An 18,216-nucleotide genomic window follows, 5' to 3' on the forward strand; every position below is an offset into this window, starting at 1 on the left:
TGCGCAGAAGGCAGCCGCCTTGAAATCAGATTTCAACACGATGGCAGACAATCTGCAGGAAATCCTGAAGGCCGTTACCACGGCGATCACCAGCATGCACAGCGGCTCCACGGAGATCAGCCACGCGTCCGACGATCTCTCGAAGAGAACCGAACAGCAGGCGGCCTCGCTGGAGGAAACCGCCGCAGCTCTCGAAGAGATCACCGCAACGGTGAAGAAGACGGCCGAAGGTGCGCGTCAGGTTGCCGATGTCACGACATCGGCACGGGCAGCCGCGGAGCAATCCGGCGTCATTGTCGACAATGCCGTGAATGCCATGTCGCAGATCGAGCAATCCTCCAGCCAGATCGGGCAGATTATCGGCGTCATCGACGAAATCGCCTTCCAGACCAATCTTCTCGCCCTGAATGCAGGTGTCGAAGCCGCAAGGGCCGGCGACGCGGGCAAGGGATTTGCGGTCGTCGCCCAGGAAGTCAGGGAACTGGCCCAAAGGTCGGCCAACGCGGCCAAGGACATCAAAACGCTGATCTCCACCTCGTCACAGCAGGTTGGTCAGGGCGTCGCTTTGGTGGGACAGACCGGTGAAGCGCTGCGCGGAATCGTCAAGCAGATCGGCGATATCACCGGTCTGGTCAGTGCGATCGCATCGTCGACGCAGGAGCAGTCGACAGGCCTGCATCAGATCAATACGGCCGTGAACCAGATGGATCAGATGACGCAACAGAACGCTGCGATGGTGGAAGAAACGGCAGCCTCCAGCCATTCTCTCGCCCAGGAGGCAACCGATCTGGCGCAACTGGTCAGCCGGTTCCGATTGGAGAACGACCGGGAAAGACCAGGCTCCATACGCTCTACTACCGCATCAGTGACCGGCAGACGCGCCGCCTGATATGGCACCGCAATCGAAGCTGCGGGGGTGCGGCCGATGAAAAGGCCTGCCCGCGAGCGAGGGGTATAGGCGGTCGATATGACACCATGCGCACCTGAAATGCTCAATCCCGCCGTTCGCCGGTGAACTGCAGCATCATGACGAACAGATTGGGAGCGGGAAAAAGCTGGGGTTAGGCTGTGAGGTCGAGCTTTGCCTGTTTTAGACGGCCGTCCGCGATGGCGGCTCGCACTTGAAGAACCCGATGAGCGCCGATCGGTGTCCAACGCATTTGCCGCTTCTTATTCATACGAGCATTGACGAGGCTGTTGGCTGCACTTTCGGCCGGCGAACTGGATATCGGCTGACCGGACCAGTATCGCCGACAGTAGTTGACGATCGAAGCTGCGTTCTGCCCCAGGTAGGTGCCAAGATTGTTGATCAGCTCGTATAGGCGCCTGATTTTGCCGGGGGCGTCGCGAAATCCGGGATGCTGATCCAATTGGGCGAGCATCTGCTTTACGGCTTCGCTTGCCTCTCGGACATATCCGCTCCAGAGGAGATGCCGAAGCCTGGGCACATGGACCGCGACGTTTTGCAGATAGACATCCAGATTTTGCAGATGCCTGATGCCCTCCCAGGCCCGCTCAATGTGCCGCAGCCGCATCGATAGATGAAACCAGTCGAGAATATGCGTGACGGGCTCGCGTGTTGCGCTGAGGACGATACTCTGCAGCCCGACCTCTCCGTCGCTAAAGACAGTGACGTCTCGGCCAGGCAGCCATCCTTGCGCGCGCATCGCTGCGCGAACGATATGGTGTTTGCCGGTAGCGATATTCGGCGCACCGGCAAACTGACGCGGTGCTCGGCCTTGCGCAACAACGCGTCCCATCGCGATCTCGAAATGTCGGCTTTGATAGCCGGGAACCGCGCGAATATAGGCGCCATCAATAAAAACGGAAACGGGAGACTTGCCGGCGCGACTGATACGATAGGGGCCTGCGACGTCCCACTTTTCGATCTGATCGGCAACCTTGCCCAGCCGGTTGCTTACGGTTCGATGATTATGAGGCCGCGTGACCGGCACAAAGATATCAAGTACACGGGCTGCTTCTCGAAATGACATCCGGGAGCCCAGTTCGGCTTGGATGCGCTCCAACTCCGGGGTAGCTCGGCCATTCAACAGGGTCTCGACGCTTCCCGTGCCCAACTTCGCGGTCGATCCGCAGGCACAGTTGCACCACCGCGGCACACGCACTTTGCAAGATCCAAACAGCGAATGGATCGTACGATACCTACTATCATGCACCGAGCGACGGCGGCTACAGTCGTGGCACTTCCGATCTCGCTGGGCGGCTTGATCCGTCTGAAACTGCGTCAGTTCCTGTTGTAGCGCCGCTGTATCTTCTTGGCTTCTTCAAGGGAGAGGCCAAAATCGTTGAGACGGGCGCCATCGAGAGACCGGTCGACCTTGGCAATTTCGCAACGCTGCGACACGCCGTCAACGCCAACAAGCTCGACCGAGATGATCATCTTTAACTGCGACGCCAACGAATGCCCCTTCAGAAAAGGCACCTGTTTACCCGAAATCTCTTACCCCCACCTTTTTCCCGCTCCCCGCAGAACTGGTCGCGCGGATGATCGTCGAACGTTGACCTTCCTTCTTTCGGACGGAGACGCCGCGCGACCGTCCGGAAACCGGACGCCTAACCTGGGGGCACCGTGCCGCGTTCAGCGGATACCGAAAATAATAAAATCGTTTCAATTGCTTGATGGATTGCCTCCGGCAGCGCCGCTGCGTGGAAGCAAACCTGCTTCACTTGTTTCTCGGGATAGACGGTCCGGTGCCGCGGGGAGGAGCCTGCCGCGCGCCGCAACCGCAAAGCCCGGCGCGAAGAACGCGCCGAACGGGCCGAAAGGTCCGCCTGACAGGAACGGGAGGAGAAATGCGCGATGGCATTGCAAATCAACATCGATAATGGCGGCACGCTGACCGACGTGTGCATCATGTCGGATGACGGCGTGAAGAAAATCAAGGTTCTGACCACCCCTTACGATCTTTCGAAGTGCTTTTTCGAGGGACTGCAGAAGGCCTCCGAAGTGGTCTACGGCACGGCGGACGTGAAGCGGCTTCTCGAAGAGGTCGACCTCATCCGCTATTCCACGACGCAGGGCACCAATGCCATCTGCGAGCGCAAGGGGCCGAAGCTCGGTCTTGTTCTCGACACCGGTTCTGCGGCACTGCCGACCGCCTTGAGGGCGCACGATCCGGAAGTGTTCGAGGCGCTGGTGGGCGACCGTGTCGGCTTCATCGACCTTGCCATGCTCGACGCTCCCGAAGCGGAGGTGGAGGTCGTCAAGGTCATCAACCAGCTCGCCGCCCGGGGTGCGAACCGTCTGGTCATCGCGCTTGGCGGCGCCGGCTTCCTGGAGGCCGAAGAGCGGGTCAAGAAGATCGTGCTGCGCAAGTATCCACGCCATCTTCTGGGGGCCGTGCCGGTTCTCTATACGTCGGATCTCACCTCCGACCGCAATCCGGATCGCCGCGCCTGGTCGGCGCTCATCAACTCCTTCCTGCATCCTTCGATGGAGGCCTTCCTCTACAATGCCGAAAACCGGCTGAGGGCGTTCCGCACCAAGAACCCGCTGCTGATCTTCCGCAACGACGGCGATGCCTCGCGCGTGGCGAAGACGGTGGCGATCAAGACTTATTCCTCCGGCCCGCGCGGTGGCATGGAAGGCGTGAAGGCGTTCTCGGCGCTTTACGGTTTCCGCGATGCCGTTTCCATCGATGTCGGCGGCACGACAACCGATATCGGCCAGTGCACGGATGGCAAGGTCGCTGAAATCCGGCGCGGTCATGTCGAAGGCATCAGCGTGTCCTTCCCGCTGTGCGAAATCATGAGTGCCGGTGCCGGCGGCAGTTCGATCTTCAAGGTGAAGGACGGCCATATCGCCATCGGTCCGGAAAGTGTCGGCGCCCTGCCGGGACCTGCCTGCTTCGGGCGCGGCGGCAAGGAAGCGACGATCACCGATGCCAGCCTGCTGGCCGGTCTGTTCGATCCCGCTTCCTATTTCGGTGGCGGCATGGGGCTCGATGCGAGCCGCGCAGAAGCGGCCGTTCGCGGCAATATCGCCGAACCGTTGGGCATCGATCTCGATACGGCGGTCCTCGCCATGTCGGATGCCTATGAGGCGAAGATTGCCGATGAACTGCACCGTTTCACGAAGATCGGATCGGACACGGTGATGCTGGCCTTTGGCGGCGCCGGGCCGCTGAACGCCTGCGGTGTGGCCGACAAGGCGGGTATCCGCCGGGTTGCCGTGCCGGCCATGGCGGCGGTGTTTTCCGCCTATGGCATCGGCTCCTGCGATGTCTCGCAGGGCTATGCCGTGACGCTCGAGGATCGCTCGACGGCGGGGCTTGCAACCGCCCTCGATGCACTGAAGCGCAAGGCCGCCCGCGACATGTTCGCCGAGGGGTTTGAGGAAGGCAGCTACGCGGTTTCCGCCCGCCTCGTTGCCGACACGGCGGATGGCGAGAAGATCGTGTCGCTGGGTGATGCGCCTGACTTCCCGCCGGAAGTGGCGCAGGCTTCTACGGTCGAACTGGAACTCAACGCGGTGAAGAGCCTGCGTCACGACGAGACCCGCCATATCGGTTTCCCGCTTAGGGCTGAGGCGAAGGCCGATGGAAAGCGCAACGTTCTGGTGGCCGGCAAGGGGCGCGTCGATCTGCCCGTCTATCGCCTCGCATCGATGGCGGATGGCGATCATGCCAGCGGACCGGCGATCCTTGAGGAGGACTACTTCACGGCCCGCGTGCCGGCGGGCTGGGGCTTCGTCGTCTCGGAGGCGGGCGACATCATTCTGGAACGGGAGGACTGACCATATGAAAATTCCGATGACCGAATATCTCCGCATCGATCTCGACAAGGAGACATGGGAATGCCGGGTATGCGACCACGAGATCGCGCCCGCCGAGGGCAACTACAAGGAAGGGCTGCTGGTTCACAACCGTGATCCGCGCGAGATCCATCCGCCGATCCTCGATCCGGAGCGCTACCGCTTCACCTTCAGCCCGGACCCGGAATGGGTGCGCATTCTCGAATTCTGCTGCCCGAACTGCGGCACGCAGGTGGAGACGGAATATGCCGTTCCCGGCCATCCGCCGTTGCAGGACATGCAGGTCGATGTGCCCGCGCTGAAGGCCCAGTGGGCCAAGCGCGGTCCAGACATGCTGCCGGACGCCGGCCCCGCCGTGGTACCCGGTCGCGGCCACGGCCACTGATGCCGGCGCCCCGCGCAATGGGGCGCGGGGATCTGACCATTCACAGGGACGCGCCTGCCGGGGAGGGCGGCGCGATCCCCTTGCGAAAGATAGGGAGCGAGAATGAAACGCGTATCCGTTGATATCGGCGGCACCTTTACCGACTGCTTTGTCGTCTGGGGCCAGCAATATATCGAAACCAAGGCGCTGACGACGCATCACAATCTGGCCATGGGCTTCAATGAGGCCCTCGGCAAGGCCTGCGCCGTGCTTGGGCTGGAGCTGGAGCAGATCCTGCAATCCGTCGACAGCGTCCGCTATGCCACCACGCTCGGCACCAATGCGCTGATCGAGCATAAGGGGCCGAAGATCGGCATGCTGGTCACGGCCGGTTATGAGGCGACGGTGCCGCTCAGCCGTGCCCGTGGCTATGGCGAGGGCCTCGACAATCTCGGCCAGCAGGACATGCCGAACGCCCAGCGTCCCGAACCGCTGGTCCAGCCGCACATGATCCGTGGCATCCGCGAGCGGCTCGATTTCCAGGGCAAGCTCGTCATGCCCCTGGACGAGGAGGACGTGCGCCGCCAGCTTCGCGAACTGGTGGATCGCGGCGCCCAGATCATCGTCGTCGCGCTGGTCAATGCCGTGGTGAACCCCGAGCACGAGCAGCGCATCGAGGAAATCGTCCTGGAGGAATACCCCTCGCATCTGCTCGGTGCGATCCCGGTGATCCTGTCGCATCAGGTGGCGGGCCGGAAGGGCGAATATGTGCGCGCCACCTCGGCCATCGTCGATGGCTATCTGCACTCGACGATGTATCACGCGCTTTCGGCGCTGGAGCAGAACCTGCGCGCCCACAAGTATGACAAGCCGATGCTGGTCATCCACAATTCCGGCGGCATGGCGCAGCTCAACTCCACCGATGCGCTGCAGACCATCCATTCCGGTCCGGTTTCGGGCATCGGCGCGTCCGAGCATCTCGCCATGCAGGTGAGCCTCGGCAATGTCGTCGCCACCGATATGGGTGGCACCTCTTACGATATCGGCATCGTCGTGGAAGGCGGGGTGAAGCACTACGACTTCAATCCGGTCATCGACCGCTGGCTTGTATCGGTGCCGATGGTCCACCTCGTCACGCTCGGCGCCGGCGGTGGGTCCATCGCGTCCTATGACCGCATGTACAAGACGGTGAAATGCGGTCCGGAAAGTGCGGGTTCCGATCCCGGCCCGGCCTGCTATGACCGTGGTGGCCTGCGCCCGACCGTGACGGATGCCGACCTGCTGCTCGGCTATCTCGACGCGGCAAATTATGCCGGCGGCTCGATCCCGCTCAATCCGCGCCGCGCCAAGGCGGCCATCGAGGATGCGCTGTGCGACGAACTCGATTGCTCGGTCATCGAGGCGGCGAAGCTGATCCGCGAGAAGGTGGATGACAACATGGCCAACGGCCTCTTCACCGAGCTGCGCGCCAGGGGGTACGATCCCAAGGACTTCACCATGCTGGCCTATGGCGGCAACGGGCCGCTGCATTGCTGCGGCATTGCCCAGAACCTCAATATCGACCGCATTCTGGCGCCGCCGCTTTCGTCGGTTTTCTCGGCGGTCGGTGCCGGCAACATGCACCAGCTCCACATCCATGAGCAGTCGCTCTACATGGTGCTTTACGACAGCAATACGCGCCACATCTTCGACGACTACGACCGCTTCAACGCCATCGTCGCCGAACTGAAGGAAAAGGGCCGGCAGGACCTCCTGCGCCAGGGCGTGCCGCTGGAGGATATCCGTCACGATCTGGAACTGGACATGCGCTACGGCAACCAGCTCGTGCAGACGACGGCGGTCATTCCCAATCACGAGGTCCATGGGCCGGGCGAGGTGCTGTCGATCATCTCGCAGTTCTCGGCCGACTACGGCAAGCGTTTCGGCGAGGGCTCGCAGGCGCCGGAAGCGGGCATCCGCATCAACACGATCCGCGTCGCTTCTTACGCGCGGCACGAGACCGTGAAATTCGAGGATATCAAGCCCGTGCCGAAACCGGAGCGCAAGGCGCCGCCTGCGCCTTCCAGCCACCGCACCTGCCATTTCGTCGGTCACGACGGGCCGTTCGAAACGCCGGTCTGGGCGCGCAAGGATCTGGAACCCGGCATCGAGATCGCGGGACCGGCCATTGTCGCCTCGGAGGTCACGACCTTCCTCGTCAATCCCGGCTGGACCTATGTAACGGCGAAGCAGGGAGCCTCCTGGTTCCTGCGCAACGAAAATCCCGTCACCCGCCACTGAAAACGGCCAGCCCGGCGCTGGAGGAGCGCCGAGCCTTACGCCCAACCCGACTGGAGGAGAATTCCATGAACAAGATCGATATCCGGGCGAAAATGCCCTCGCTCGAAGAGATGAATCTCATCAAGAAGTTCCTCGACGATACCACGCTGTTCCTCGGACCCGATCCGGAGATCATGCAGAACCATGACCTGATGCCGCGCACGGCAGAGGAAAACGAGGCCGTCACAAGGGTTTCCGACAGCCACATCGTCGCCAAGATCCGCGACCGCATCCAGGCCGGCTGCGACGAAGGCTATGAAATGGTCGAGCAGATGGGGGCGGCCCCCGGCGCCAAGTGGGGCGACGTCATCACCGGCGTCTATTCGGCGTCGGGCGACCTTGCCATCGCCTCGGCGGGTGGCGTGCTGATTTTCTCCGCGCTCGTGCACCACCCCATCAAGTTCATCATCAAGAACTGGATGAACGACCCGACGGTGGGCGTAAAGGAAGGTGACGGCTTCATCCATAACGACAGCCGTTACGGCAATGTCCACAACACCGACCAGTCGATGATCCTGCCGATCTTCCACAAGGGCAAGCTGGTCTGCTGGGTGGCCTCCACCGTGCATGAGGGCGAGAACGGTGCCATCGAGCCGGGCGGCATGCCCTCCATGGCCGAAAGCCCGAGCGACGAGGGGCTGAAGATGTCGCCCTTCAAGGTGGTCGAGAACTACCAGATCAAGCGGGACATTCTCACCTTCCTGCAGAACTCTGTGCGCGAACCGAAGCTGCAATATGAAGACATGAAGGTGAAGCTGTTCGCCTGCCTGCGCATCAAGCAGCGCATCGAGGAAACACTGAATTCCGACGGTCCGGAAGCACTCGTTGCGACCCTGCGCCTGACCATGGAAAACGTCCGCGCCGAAGTGAAGCGCCGCGTGTCCGAATGGCCGGACATGACGGTCAGGACCTACATCATCCAAGATTCGACGCTGCGCGAAAACTGCGTGGTGAAGATCAATTGCAAGCTCACCAAGACCGGCGACCGGCTGATCTTCGACTTCCGGGGTTCCTCGCCGGAATTCACCAACCGCGCCACGAACACCATCGTCGCCGGCCTGAAGGGCATGCTGGCGCAGGTCTTCCTGTGCTATGTCTGGCCGGACTTGCCGCGCGGGCAGGCGGCGTTCGCACCGATCGAAGTGATCACCGACCCGCATTCGATCGTCAATTGCTCCTATGACGCGCCGAACTCGCAATCGCTGATGTCGATCTTCACCGGCTTCACCGCCGGCCAGCATGCGGTGGCGAAGTTCCTCTATTCCTGCCCGGAGAAGTTCACCAAGGTCCATGCCCCGACCTTCAACATGATCAACACCTTCATCTGGGGCGGGGTCAGCCAGCATGGCGAAACGCTCGGCAACCTCTGCGCCGACCTCAACGGCATGGGCGCGGGCGCGACGGTGGACCGGGATGGCGAGCACGCGCTGGCGCCGATCTTTGCCACCATGGCCGACATCGGCGAGCAGGAACTGAACGAGGAGGAAGTGCCTTTCCTCCAGCTCGTTTCCAAGAAGATGACGCGAGACGCGATTGCGCCCGGCAAGTATCGCGGCGGCCAGGGCTACACGATGATGGTCGCCACCAAGGATAGCGAGCAGTGGGGCTTCATGACCACTGCGCAAGGTGCCAAGATCCCTCCGATCCAGGGCCTGTTCGGCGGTTATGCCTGCGGTTGCTACCCGCTGTCCAAGGTGCAGGGCGTCGATGTCTATGACATTCTGCTCAACCAGCCGGAAAAGTTCCGCCACTCCATCGAGGAGATCATGAACGAGCAGCCTTTCGAGGGCGCGCGCTACACCACCCACCACATGGGCATGGGCTTCGAGATTTCGAAGCGCGGCGAGTTGTTCATGATTTCGCAAGGGGCGGGTGCCGGCTATGGCGACGTTCTGGAGCGCGATCCGGTGGGTGTCGTCCGCGATATCGAGGAAGGCCTCATGTCGCCGGAAGTGGCGGCCCGGCTCTACAAGGTAGTCTTCGATCCGGTGACGCTTGCCATCGACTTCGACGCCACGGAAAAAGCCCGTGCCGACGAGCGCAAGGCGCGCATCGCCCGCTCGGTGCCCTATTCGGAGTTCGTCAAGGGCTGGAACAAGCCCAAGCCGCCGGCGCATCTGCAATATTTCGGCTGCTGGGGCGATGATGTGGACACGCTCTACATGGGGTCGCCCGACAAGAGCCGGCGCGGCAACGAGCCGAAGCCGAACTACATGGCGCATCCGAAGGATGTGCGGATTGCCGAACTCGAGCAACGCCTGATGGCCCTGGGCGCGATGGGAGGCGAGAAGCAATGAGCGCTAGTCTCGCGGAGATGCTGCCCGGCGGGTCGGGCGCAAACCGTCTGAGGGTCTGGCTCGAGTCGTCGGGCTACGCCCGACGGCTCCTTCTCGGTCCCGAGGGCGATCCCTGGGCCGATGGGGCGGCAAAATACCTTTCCTTCTTCTCGCAGGCGCGCGGCCTGTTGCGGGCCGATGTTGCCGTCGTGCCCGTCGGCGATCTCTACCGGTCCTGGATAGCGCGCCATCCGGGACTGGCGGTGGAGATGGCAGCCAAGAAGCGCGCGACCTTTCCCCTGCGTCGGATGCTGGAGGAGGAGGGGCCACGCAAGCTTCTGGACGAGGTAGCCGAGGCGGTTGCGGCCAATCTTCAGGGCCAGATTCCCATGGTTCTGGCAATGCCGTCGCCAGCCGTCTGGCTCGATGAAGCGCAACGCATGGTCGGACGCGAAGCCGAAGGGCGCGACGACGACGCGGTGGAGGATGCGGCGATGTATATCGCCGATTTCGTCCGATGCGTTGGCGCGCGTCCCGTTGGCGGCCTTCTAATCGAAGAGGCCGAAGGCGCAGCGGGGCCGGCGGACCGCTATGCGCCCGTCTTCAACGCCGCCCGCCACTATCGTTGGGCCGTGGTCGGGCGCGGCGTTCGACCGGGTCAGGAGCCCCTGTTCGATGCGGTGATCGGCGGCGGCGATCGGGTGCAGGGCCAGGATGTTAGCCTGCCGCTGTTTGCCGGCGGCGATTTACCCGAAATCGGCACCACGCAATTCCGCTATGCACGCATTCCGCCCGATCATCCGCCGGAAGCCGTGCTCGATGCGCTGGCACGGATGCGCGCCTGACAGTTGTTCCTCCTCCGTCACGCTCAAAGCAAAGCCGGGGCCTTTCGGTCCCGGCTTTGCTGTGTCGGCGATCAGGCTGTCAGTCGACGATGGTCGCTTGCGTGGCGGCGCGAAGCTCGGCGTCGCTGGTGCCGTCCGCCAGTTCCACGATCTTCAGGCCGCCCTCGACCACGTCGAGCACACCGAGATTGGTGATGATCCGGTCCACGACCCGCGTGCCGGTGAGCGGCAGTGTGCATGCCTTCAGCACCTTGGATTCGCCTTCCCTGTTGGCGTGCTCCATCAGGACAACGACGCGGCCGACACCGGCGACGAGATCCATCGCGCCGCCCATGCCCTTGGCGAGCTTGCCGGGGATCATCCAGTTGGCGAGATCGCCGGTTTCGCTCACCTCCATCGCGCCGAGGATCGCCATGGCGATCTTTCCGCCGCGGATCATGGCGAAGGACGTGGCTGAATCGAAATAGGCCGTATCGGGCATTTCCGAAACCGTCTGCTTGCCGGCGTTGATGAGATCAGCATCCTCCTCGCCTTCATAGGGAAACGGCCCGATGCCCAGCATTCCGTTTTCCGATTGCAGCGTGACGGACACGCCATCGGGAATGAAATTCGGCACGAGGGTCGGAATACCGATGCCGAGATTGACATAGGTTCCGTCCACGAGTTCGCGTGCGGCGCGTGCCGCCATCTGATTGCGGTCCCAGGCCATCAAGCGTCCTCCCTTTGACGAACCGTGCGTTTTTCGATGCGCTTTTCGTGCGGCCCCTGAATGAGCCGGTGGACATAGATGCCGGGCAAATGGATGCGATCCGGATCGAGGCTGCCGGTCGGCACGATTTCCTCGACCTCCATCACGCAGATCTTGCCGCACATCGCCGCCGGCGAGTTGAAGTTGCGCGCTGTCTTGCGGAAGACGGCATTACCGCTCTCGTCGGCTTTCCACGCCTTGACGATGGCGAGGTCTGCGACAAGGCCTCGTTCGAGAATATAGGTCTCGTCGTCGAACTGCTTGTGCTCCTTGCCCTCGGCGATCACCGTGCCGACGCCCGTCTTCGTGTAGAAGCCGGGAATGCCGGAACCGCCGGCGCGCATGCGTTCGGCCAGCGTTCCCTGCGGGTTGAACTCGATTTCCAGTTCGCCGGCTAGGTATTGCCGCATGAATTCGGCATTCTCGCCCACATAAGAGGCAATCATCTTCCGGATCTGCCGGGTGTCGAGCAGCTTGCCGAGGCCAAAATGATCAACCCCGCAATTATTGGCGGCGATGGTCAGATCCTTCACACCGCTTTCAACCAGTGCGTCGATCAGGCATTCCGGAATGCCGCAGAGGCCGAAGCCGCCTGCCGCAATGGTCATGCCGTCGAACAGGAGCCCGTCGAGCGCCTGTCTCGCCGAGCCATGGATTTTCTTCCCGCTTGCGGGTCGTGTCATGTTCTTCTCCTCTCCTTCATACGATCCGCCGCGCCCGGAAACCCCGCCTCGCGGCGGCGATTGGCAACGGTTCGGCGCGAAACGCGAATGCCTCGGGCGTCCAGGGCCTCGGCGATGTCTGCGTCGGTCAGTGGTCTGTCCTTTGGCTCCGCCGCGATGAACTCCGCGATCAATGTCGTGATCGCCGGGCCGGGCACCCCTGCGCCATCGGGACGGGCCGTGCCGCCACGGGCGAAAAAGGCCGAAAGCGGCAGAATCCGCGCCGGTGTCTCGACCGTCAAACCGGTGCGGATGCGACTGATGGTCGTTTCGTGGCAGCCGATGGCTGCAGCCACCTCGCTGTTGGTCAGTGGCTGAAGCCGGGCCGGGCCGTATTCGAGAAAATCCCGCTGGACGCCGATGGCGAAAGCCGCGACCTCCAGGATCATGCGGTTGCGGCGCTCCACCGTGCGCTCCAGCCAGCGCGCTTCCGCAAGTGCGCGTGGACCCCGCGGCTCGGCCGTGGGGTCGATCGTGATCTTTGGCACGCTCTCGCGGTTGAGCATGACCTGCCACCTGTCACTTTTGTCGCGCTCGGCCAGGAGATCCGGCGGGCGACGAAAATCGGGTGACGCCTCGAAGCGCACACCGGGCTTGGGGTCGAGGCGGCGCAGTCGGGCGACCATCACGCCGAGTTGTTCGGCACTCACCCCACATTGGCCGGCAAGTGCCGCCATTTCGCCGCGCGCCAGCAGCGGAAGCCGGTCGAGAAGCAATCGCATCGGTTCCGTCAGCGCGCCCTGATCGGCGATTTGCAGGCTGAGGCATTCGCTGAGAGAGCGGGCGAAGAGCCCGACCGGTTCCATCTCCTGAAGGCGAGCCAGCACCCTCGCCGCCTCGGCGGGGGAGCAGCCGGCGCGCGCGGCAATCGCGTTCACCTCCATGCCGAGCCAGCCGCTCGGCTCCAGCGCTTCGGCGAAGACCAGTGCGATGGCGGTTTCCCGCGGGGTGCGGAACAGCAGCCCGATCTGGGTTGTGACGTGGCCATAGAGGCTGGCGGCCAGCGCGGCAACTCGTTCGCTTTCCCCGTCCTCCGCGCTGAACGGGGAGGGGCGCCAGCGCGGCGGGCCACCGCCGGTCGTCGGTGCGGGAAAGGGCAGTTCGACCTGCAGGCAGGGATTGGCCGCCGCCTCCTGGGCCAGAGCGCCGGCCAGTTCAGCATTGTCCATCTGCAGCAGCGCCATGGCGCGCTGCATGACCTGCGTCATGCGCAGCGAAGGGGTCTGTCCCAGCCGAAGTTCCGTCGCGCCGCGCATCCTTCAGATCCGCGCAGGCATTTCGCCGAGAACGCGCGGCTGGATTATGAACGCATCCGAGACGAGGCCGGGCCGGGGCGTGAGCGGCATGCGTTCGCCGAGCCAGGTGCGCGTCGGCAGTCCCGCGACGGCAGCCCGGCGAAGCGCTTCGCGGTCGCCGGGCAGGGCCACCAGCCGGGCGCGGATATCCGCCTCGACGTGCGCATCGAGATCCTCGCCGATGAAGACCAGCCGGCCCTGCCGATCCATGAGAGGGCCGGAGGTGGGCCAGGCTGCGAGCCGCAGGGGCGCATAGACGGCGCTATCCACGCATTGCACCGCCACCGGCTGGTCGAGGCCGGCGACGGAGACAAGGCCCTTTACCCGGAGCAGCCGCCCAGCCCAGCGTGATAGAATTTCACCCATCGTGACCGCAAAGCCGCGCCAGCCGGTCGCCTCCTCCAGCGTCACGACGAAGCTCGAGACCCTTCCTGAATGCGGCTCGCAATGGAAGACGCTTTTCGCCGCATTGCGCTGGCCGGAAAGCCAGCCGGTTACGGCGGCGGGCGCCTGACCCGAAACATAGAGCCCGCCGCCGAAGAGAACCTGCTGATCGGCCTCGCCGTGGCGGAGCGCAAGACGTACCGCCGCCGGGTTCAGTGCTTCAAGCTCTCGCTCCACCGCGGTTCGCTCGGCACGGCTGGCGAGGTCGCATTTGGAAAGCAGCAACCGGTCAGCGAGGCTCACTTGCACCCGTGCCTCACGGTGGCGGGCGATCTGCGCGCGGGCGCGCTCCGTATCGACCACGGTCAGCACACCGTCGCAACGAAAACGGGCGGAGACCAGCCGGTCCTCCATTAAGGCCCGCACCACGGGTGCGGGATCGGCAAGGCCCGTGGTTTCGATCAGCACTCGGCTCACCGGCGAGATCTCCCGTCGCGACATGCGTTTATGCAGCCGCATCAAGGCCCCGATCAAATCGCCCTGAACCGTGCAGCAGAGACAGCCGGATTCGAGAATGACCAATGTGTCGTCCACGCGCTCGACGAGATGGTGGTCGATGCCGACATCGCCGAACTCGTTGATGAACACGGCAACGCCCGCCATGTCCGGACGGGCGGTGAGGGCATTGAGCAAGGTTGTCTTGCCGGACCCGAGAAAGCCCGTCAGAATCGTCACCGGCACCCGGCCGCAGGCATTCGCGCCGGAGAGATTGCTTTTTTTGTCCGTCACTGTCAGTCCTCCCGAAGGAGAAGAGAAGCAGGATTCGTGCCACGTTCCGCGCAACCGAAAGGTTGAGGCCGGAACAACGGCTTAGCGAAATCATGGCGGATGTGACTTGTTTCGGGACCGTCCGGAAACCGGACGGTTGGCGTTCGGAGAGCGGCCGCCGACGGACGTAGCTGCGCCCTTCGGGTGGCGAGGGCCCACGAAAAATGAATGCAATAGATGCTTTTTTGGTGTTAAACGTCTCTCATCGTTGGATCCATAGATTGGGAGAGGCGGCTGCTGGAAACCGTTCCGGGGAGGGGATGCCGGTCGTTGAGTGGTTTTGGGGGCGCCGCAAAAGGGAGGAGGAGCGATGGTGACTGGCAACGGTTCGTACCGGACATTTTCACGTCCGGAAAACGACGACAAGATCATGTCATCCTGGGAGCGCTTCATGGGCGGGCAGGATCCGGCTTCGGATGCGCTCCGAAGGCTGATCGACGATTCCTGGCGGCGCTGCCATGGCATCGTCGATCCCGGGCGCTCGCATGCGCCTGATCCCGTAGTCGAAGAGACGTTGCACGGCATACTCGGCGATAATCGGGACCTTGTCAGAGCCAGCACCCCGGTCATGGCGTCCGCACGCGATTTTCTGTTCGAAACCGGCACCGTCATGGTGCTGACGGATGCGGAAGGGGTGGTTCTGAGTGTCGAGGGCGATCGCACGCTGCGTGATCCGACGGAGCGCATCCGCCTCATGCCGGGCGCTAATTGGAGCGAAGCTGTCTGCGGCACCAACGCCATTGGTACGGCGCTTCAGATCGGCCAACCGATACAGATTCACTCGGCGGAGCATTATTGTTCCGGGATCAAGCGTTGGTCCTGCTCGGCAAGCGTCATCCGGGATCCGCTGAGCGGCGTAACACTCGGGGCGATTGATATTTCTGGCCTGAGCGAGAGCTACAGCCGACACAGCCTTGCGCTGGCTGTGGCCGCCGCGGGGCGGATCGAGAACCGTTTGGGACAGCGGGAAATGAAGCTGCGCTATCGGCTTCTCGACCATTGTCTCGAGCGGCTGCGCGCGCCAGGTGGCGACGGCCTGATCGTTTTCGATCGCTCCGGCCGGGCGATCAAGACCAATGACAAGGCGGCCACGCTGATGGCGGAATTGGCCAAGGGGCGGGGCAGTCCGGCAAGCGCGATCCGCGATCTGACGCTGCCCTGGCGTGAGGGGCGCGTCGCGCCGGAAAACATGCCCGACTGGATCGACCACAACTGGATCGAACCGATTCTGCTGGAAGGGGAGCGGTTGGGGGCGGTGCTGGTTCTGCCGGACCGCAGCGCGGTGGTGCGTCGCGCCGGCCTGCGGGCCTTGCCGCGCAACCCTCCGGCTGCCGCCGACCCTTTCGACCGCCTGACCGGCCGCTCGCCGGCCTATCTGGAGGCGGTGCGGCGGGCCCGCCTGCTAGCCAAAAGCCCCGTGCCGGTTCTCCTGCTTGGCGAAACCGGTGTCGGTAAGGATGCCTTCGCGCAGGCACTGCATGCCGGCGGCGTGCAGTGCTCCGGGCCCTTTGTCGCCATCAATTGCGGTGGCTTCTCCCGGGAGCTTCTGACCAGTGAACTGTTCGGCTATGCCGAGGGTGCCTTCACCGGCGCACGGCGCGGCGGTATGACGGGCAAGATCGAGGCCGCGGATGGCGGTACGCTATTCCTCGACGAGGTCGGTGAAATGCCACTTGATCTCCAGCCGCATCTCCTACGTGTGCTCGAGGCCGGAGAGGTTTACCGCATTGGTGAAAATCAACCGCGTAAGGTCAAGTTGCGCCTGATTGCGGCAACCAATCGCGATTTGAAGGCCGAGGTCGAGGCGGGTCGCTTTCGCCCCGACCTTTTCTACCGGATTGCCGTGACGACGTTGAAGCTGCCTTCTCTCCGCGACCGGGCAGGCGCCCTCCCTGCGCTGGCGGAGCATCTTCTTGCCGAGATTGCCCGCCGATACGAAATCCCGGTGCCGGACATGAAGCCGGAGGTTCTCGAAGTCTTTCATCGTCATGACTGGCCAGGCAACATCCGCGAACTGCGCAACGTGCTGGAAGGCATGCTACTCGAAAGCGGCGGCGCGAGCCTTTCGGGCGGCCACCTGCCACCGGAGCTTGCCGGCACGAACCGGGTGGACGTGGCCTTCGGGTCACCCGCTGCGGCCACGGGCACGCTGGTGCGCGCTGAAAGCGAGGCTATCCTTGCCGCCATCCGCCAGCATCAGGGCAACCTGACCTCCGCTGCTCGTGACCTCGGCATCGCCAAGAGCACGCTTTATGTCCGGATCGAGCGGCTCGGCTTAAAGGAGAGCGTGGGCCTGATGCGCGGTTGATCGCAAGGGGAGCCAACGCGCTGTGGGTATTGGACGAGCGATTTGACGGTGCCGGTCCCTACGTGGCTGCGCGTTGATGAAACGCGTTTCCTTCTCCCGCTGCGTTATTCGTTGTTGACGCACCTCCCCGGCCGCTCGCTCCGTCACGGGATGACCGAGGGTGATATCACGCAGGCTACCGCCAGATGGGAGAGCTTCTGACGCAGATTCATGCGATCCGGATGCCTGCAGATGGCTATTTGCACGGCCACGTGCGTGCCGACAAGCAGGATTGGAGCAGCGTCGGCGAATCCCACGGCGTAGTCCGTCGACAAGGCCCGAGAAGCCAAACAGCTCAGACGATGGGAGTTGGGGTCGGAACAAGGTGCGCCGGTAGAAACCGGCAAGGAGTAGATGGTGAAAGTCCATTGCAATGAAGGAGTAGCGATCCACATTGACCCCGAGTCATGCGCGGGCAGCCGTGAGGCTGTGCGTGAAGCGTTGACAGGGGAGCATGTAGGCCAGCCATTGAACCGCGAGATTGACGCTTCTCGGGTGCCGACGTTCGTCTTGTGTGCGGAAGGCAATATGAATCGGTGCGACAGCGCGAGTGTCGATTGAACCCGGCGTGGTCTGAGACCCTGGCATGCATGGACGCTCCTTGCGCGGGAACCGGGAGACCTCGGGATTGGCCAGAGTGGGATGCCACTGCTGGTCCGCATCGGGAAGGCGAGGAGGCGAATCCGGTGAAGAACGATCTCGAGGAGTCAGATCCTGCCATAGTAGCAACGAACCTTGAGAACAACGCCGGAGTATCGGTGGCGGAGCAAGGGGAGCCAAGGGCAGGAACCAAGGGGAATGCGGACCAGCAAAGCACGCGCCGGGCACAGGACCGGGAAAGTGTGTCCCATGCGCTGGACCGCATACGGAATGCTGCAAGGCAAAGGAAGAAGGAGAAGTTCACCGCTCTCTCTTCCATCACATCAATCCAGAGATGCTGAGGACGGCGTTCTACGCACTCAAGCGTAACGCAGCCCCCGGCCTGGACGGACAAACGTGGCGAACCTACGAAGCAGACCTCGATCAAAGGATCTTGGACCTGCATAGTCGGGTTCAACGGGGAATGTATCGTGCCCTTCCGTCTCGGCGGACGTATATACCGAAGCCAGACGGATGGCAGCGACCGATCGCAATTGCCGCCCTTGAAGACAAGATTGTCCAGAGGGCGACAGCGACGGTGCTGAACCAAACCTACGAGGAGGACTTCCTCGGGTTCAGCTATGGGTTCCGACCAGAGCGCGGCCAGCATGATGCGCTGGACGCTATAGCGCGGCGATCTGGGAGGAACTTGCGCGACAATCTAGATGGGACTTT

General features: G+C 63.1%; 11 protein-coding genes and 1 pseudogene. 7 read left to right on the top strand and 5 right to left on the bottom strand.

Annotation, left to right across the window (positions count from 1 at the left end):
• Positions 1-889, top strand: an 889-nt coding sequence (locus JL39_RS31775; RefSeq protein ID WP_244446952.1) for a methyl-accepting chemotaxis protein, incomplete at its 5' end; no start/stop codon positions are given.
• Between the two features lie 172 nt (positions 890-1,061).
• On the opposite strand, the pseudogene JL39_RS22825 reads toward JL39_RS31775, so the two are convergent.
• A pseudogene (locus JL39_RS22825) lies at positions 1,062-2,419 on the bottom strand (ISKra4 family transposase).
• Positions 2,420-2,821: 402 nt separating this feature from the next.
• Here JL39_RS22825 and JL39_RS22830 point away from each other — a divergent pair.
• The 5 genes from JL39_RS22830 to JL39_RS22850 all read left to right on the top strand — a co-directional run bounded on the left by JL39_RS22830 (position 2,822) and on the right by JL39_RS22850 (position 10,578).
• The gene (locus JL39_RS22830) at positions 2,822-4,756 is read left to right on the top strand and encodes a hydantoinase/oxoprolinase family protein (protein ID WP_037156291.1); all 1,935 of its coding nucleotides are present in this window, start codon (positions 2,822-2,824) and stop codon (positions 4,754-4,756) included.
• A gap of 4 nt (positions 4,757-4,760) precedes the next feature.
• Entirely contained in the window at positions 4,761-5,159 is a 399-nt protein-coding gene (locus JL39_RS22835; RefSeq protein ID WP_081952956.1) for an acetone carboxylase subunit gamma, read from the top strand.
• Between the two features lie 102 nt (positions 5,160-5,261).
• Positions 5,262-7,418 (top strand): hydantoinase/oxoprolinase family protein, encoded by a 2,157-nt coding sequence (locus tag JL39_RS22840; protein ID WP_037156293.1) that lies wholly within the window; start codon positions 5,262-5,264, stop codon positions 7,416-7,418.
• A 65-nt stretch (positions 7,419-7,483) separates the two neighbouring features.
• A complete protein-coding gene (locus JL39_RS22845; RefSeq protein WP_037156294.1) occupies positions 7,484-9,754 on the top strand; it encodes a hydantoinase B/oxoprolinase family protein in 2,271 nt (756 codons plus the stop codon).
• Positions 9,751-10,578: a hypothetical protein gene (locus JL39_RS22850; protein WP_037156296.1), complete on the top strand. Its 828-nt coding sequence runs from the start codon at positions 9,751-9,753 to the stop codon at positions 10,576-10,578. The genes JL39_RS22845 and JL39_RS22850 overlap by 4 nt, the downstream gene beginning before the upstream one ends.
• Before the next feature lie 79 nt (positions 10,579-10,657).
• On the opposite strand, the gene JL39_RS22855 is transcribed toward JL39_RS22850, so the two are convergent.
• The 4 genes from JL39_RS22855 to JL39_RS22870 are packed head-to-tail and all read right to left on the bottom strand — an operon-like array spanning position 10,658 to position 14,516.
• Positions 10,658-11,287 carry a CoA transferase subunit B gene (locus JL39_RS22855; RefSeq protein WP_037156298.1) on the bottom strand — a complete coding sequence of 210 codons (630 nt, stop codon included), beginning with the start codon at positions 11,285-11,287 and terminating at the stop codon, positions 10,658-10,660.
• A complete protein-coding gene (locus JL39_RS22860) occupies positions 11,287-12,009 on the bottom strand; it encodes a CoA transferase subunit A (protein WP_037156300.1) in 723 nt (240 codons plus the stop codon). Before JL39_RS22860 ends, JL39_RS22855 begins: the two co-directional genes overlap by 1 nt.
• Positions 12,006-13,304, bottom strand: coding sequence for an RNA polymerase sigma-54 factor (locus JL39_RS22865; RefSeq protein WP_037156302.1), 1,299 nt, complete (start codon positions 13,302-13,304; stop codon positions 12,006-12,008). The genes JL39_RS22860 and JL39_RS22865 overlap by 4 nt, the downstream gene beginning before the upstream one ends.
• A 3-nt stretch (positions 13,305-13,307) precedes the next feature.
• Positions 13,308-14,516, bottom strand: a complete 1,209-nt coding sequence (locus JL39_RS22870) for a GTP-binding protein (protein WP_052183070.1) — start codon at positions 14,514-14,516, stop codon at positions 13,308-13,310.
• Between the two features lie 349 nt (positions 14,517-14,865).
• Between JL39_RS22870 and JL39_RS22875 the strand changes: the two genes are divergently transcribed.
• Positions 14,866-16,863, top strand: a complete 1,998-nt coding sequence (locus JL39_RS22875; RefSeq protein ID WP_052183071.1) for a sigma-54-dependent Fis family transcriptional regulator — start codon at positions 14,866-14,868, stop codon at positions 16,861-16,863.
• The last annotated feature ends 1,353 nt before the right edge of the window (positions 16,864-18,216 follow it).

It is taken from the genome of Rhizobium sp. YS-1r, assembly GCF_000757525.1.
In the GTDB taxonomy this organism is placed as follows: domain Bacteria; phylum Pseudomonadota; class Alphaproteobacteria; order Rhizobiales; family Rhizobiaceae; genus Neorhizobium; species Neorhizobium petrolearium.

Coding starts and splice junctions, on each gene's coding strand:
- JL39_RS22830 (WP_037156291.1), top strand. CDS start 2,822: ATGGCATTGCAAATCAACATCGATAATGGCGGCACGCTGACCGACGTG.
- JL39_RS22855 (WP_037156298.1), bottom strand. CDS start 11,287: ATGGCCTGGGACCGCAATCAGATGGCGGCACGCGCCGCACGCGAACTC.
- JL39_RS22835 (WP_081952956.1), top strand. CDS start 4,761: ATGAAAATTCCGATGACCGAATATCTCCGCATCGATCTCGACAAGGAG.
- JL39_RS22875 (WP_052183071.1), top strand. CDS start 14,866: ATGGTGACTGGCAACGGTTCGTACCGGACATTTTCACGTCCGGAAAAC.
- JL39_RS22840 (WP_037156293.1), top strand. CDS start 5,262: ATGAAACGCGTATCCGTTGATATCGGCGGCACCTTTACCGACTGCTTT.
- JL39_RS22860 (WP_037156300.1), bottom strand. CDS start 12,009: ATGACACGACCCGCAAGCGGGAAGAAAATCCATGGCTCGGCGAGACAG.
- JL39_RS22845 (WP_037156294.1), top strand. CDS start 7,484: ATGAACAAGATCGATATCCGGGCGAAAATGCCCTCGCTCGAAGAGATG.
- JL39_RS22850 (WP_037156296.1), top strand. CDS start 9,751: ATGAGCGCTAGTCTCGCGGAGATGCTGCCCGGCGGGTCGGGCGCAAAC.
- JL39_RS22865 (WP_037156302.1), bottom strand. CDS start 13,304: ATGCGCGGCGCGACGGAACTTCGGCTGGGACAGACCCCTTCGCTGCGC.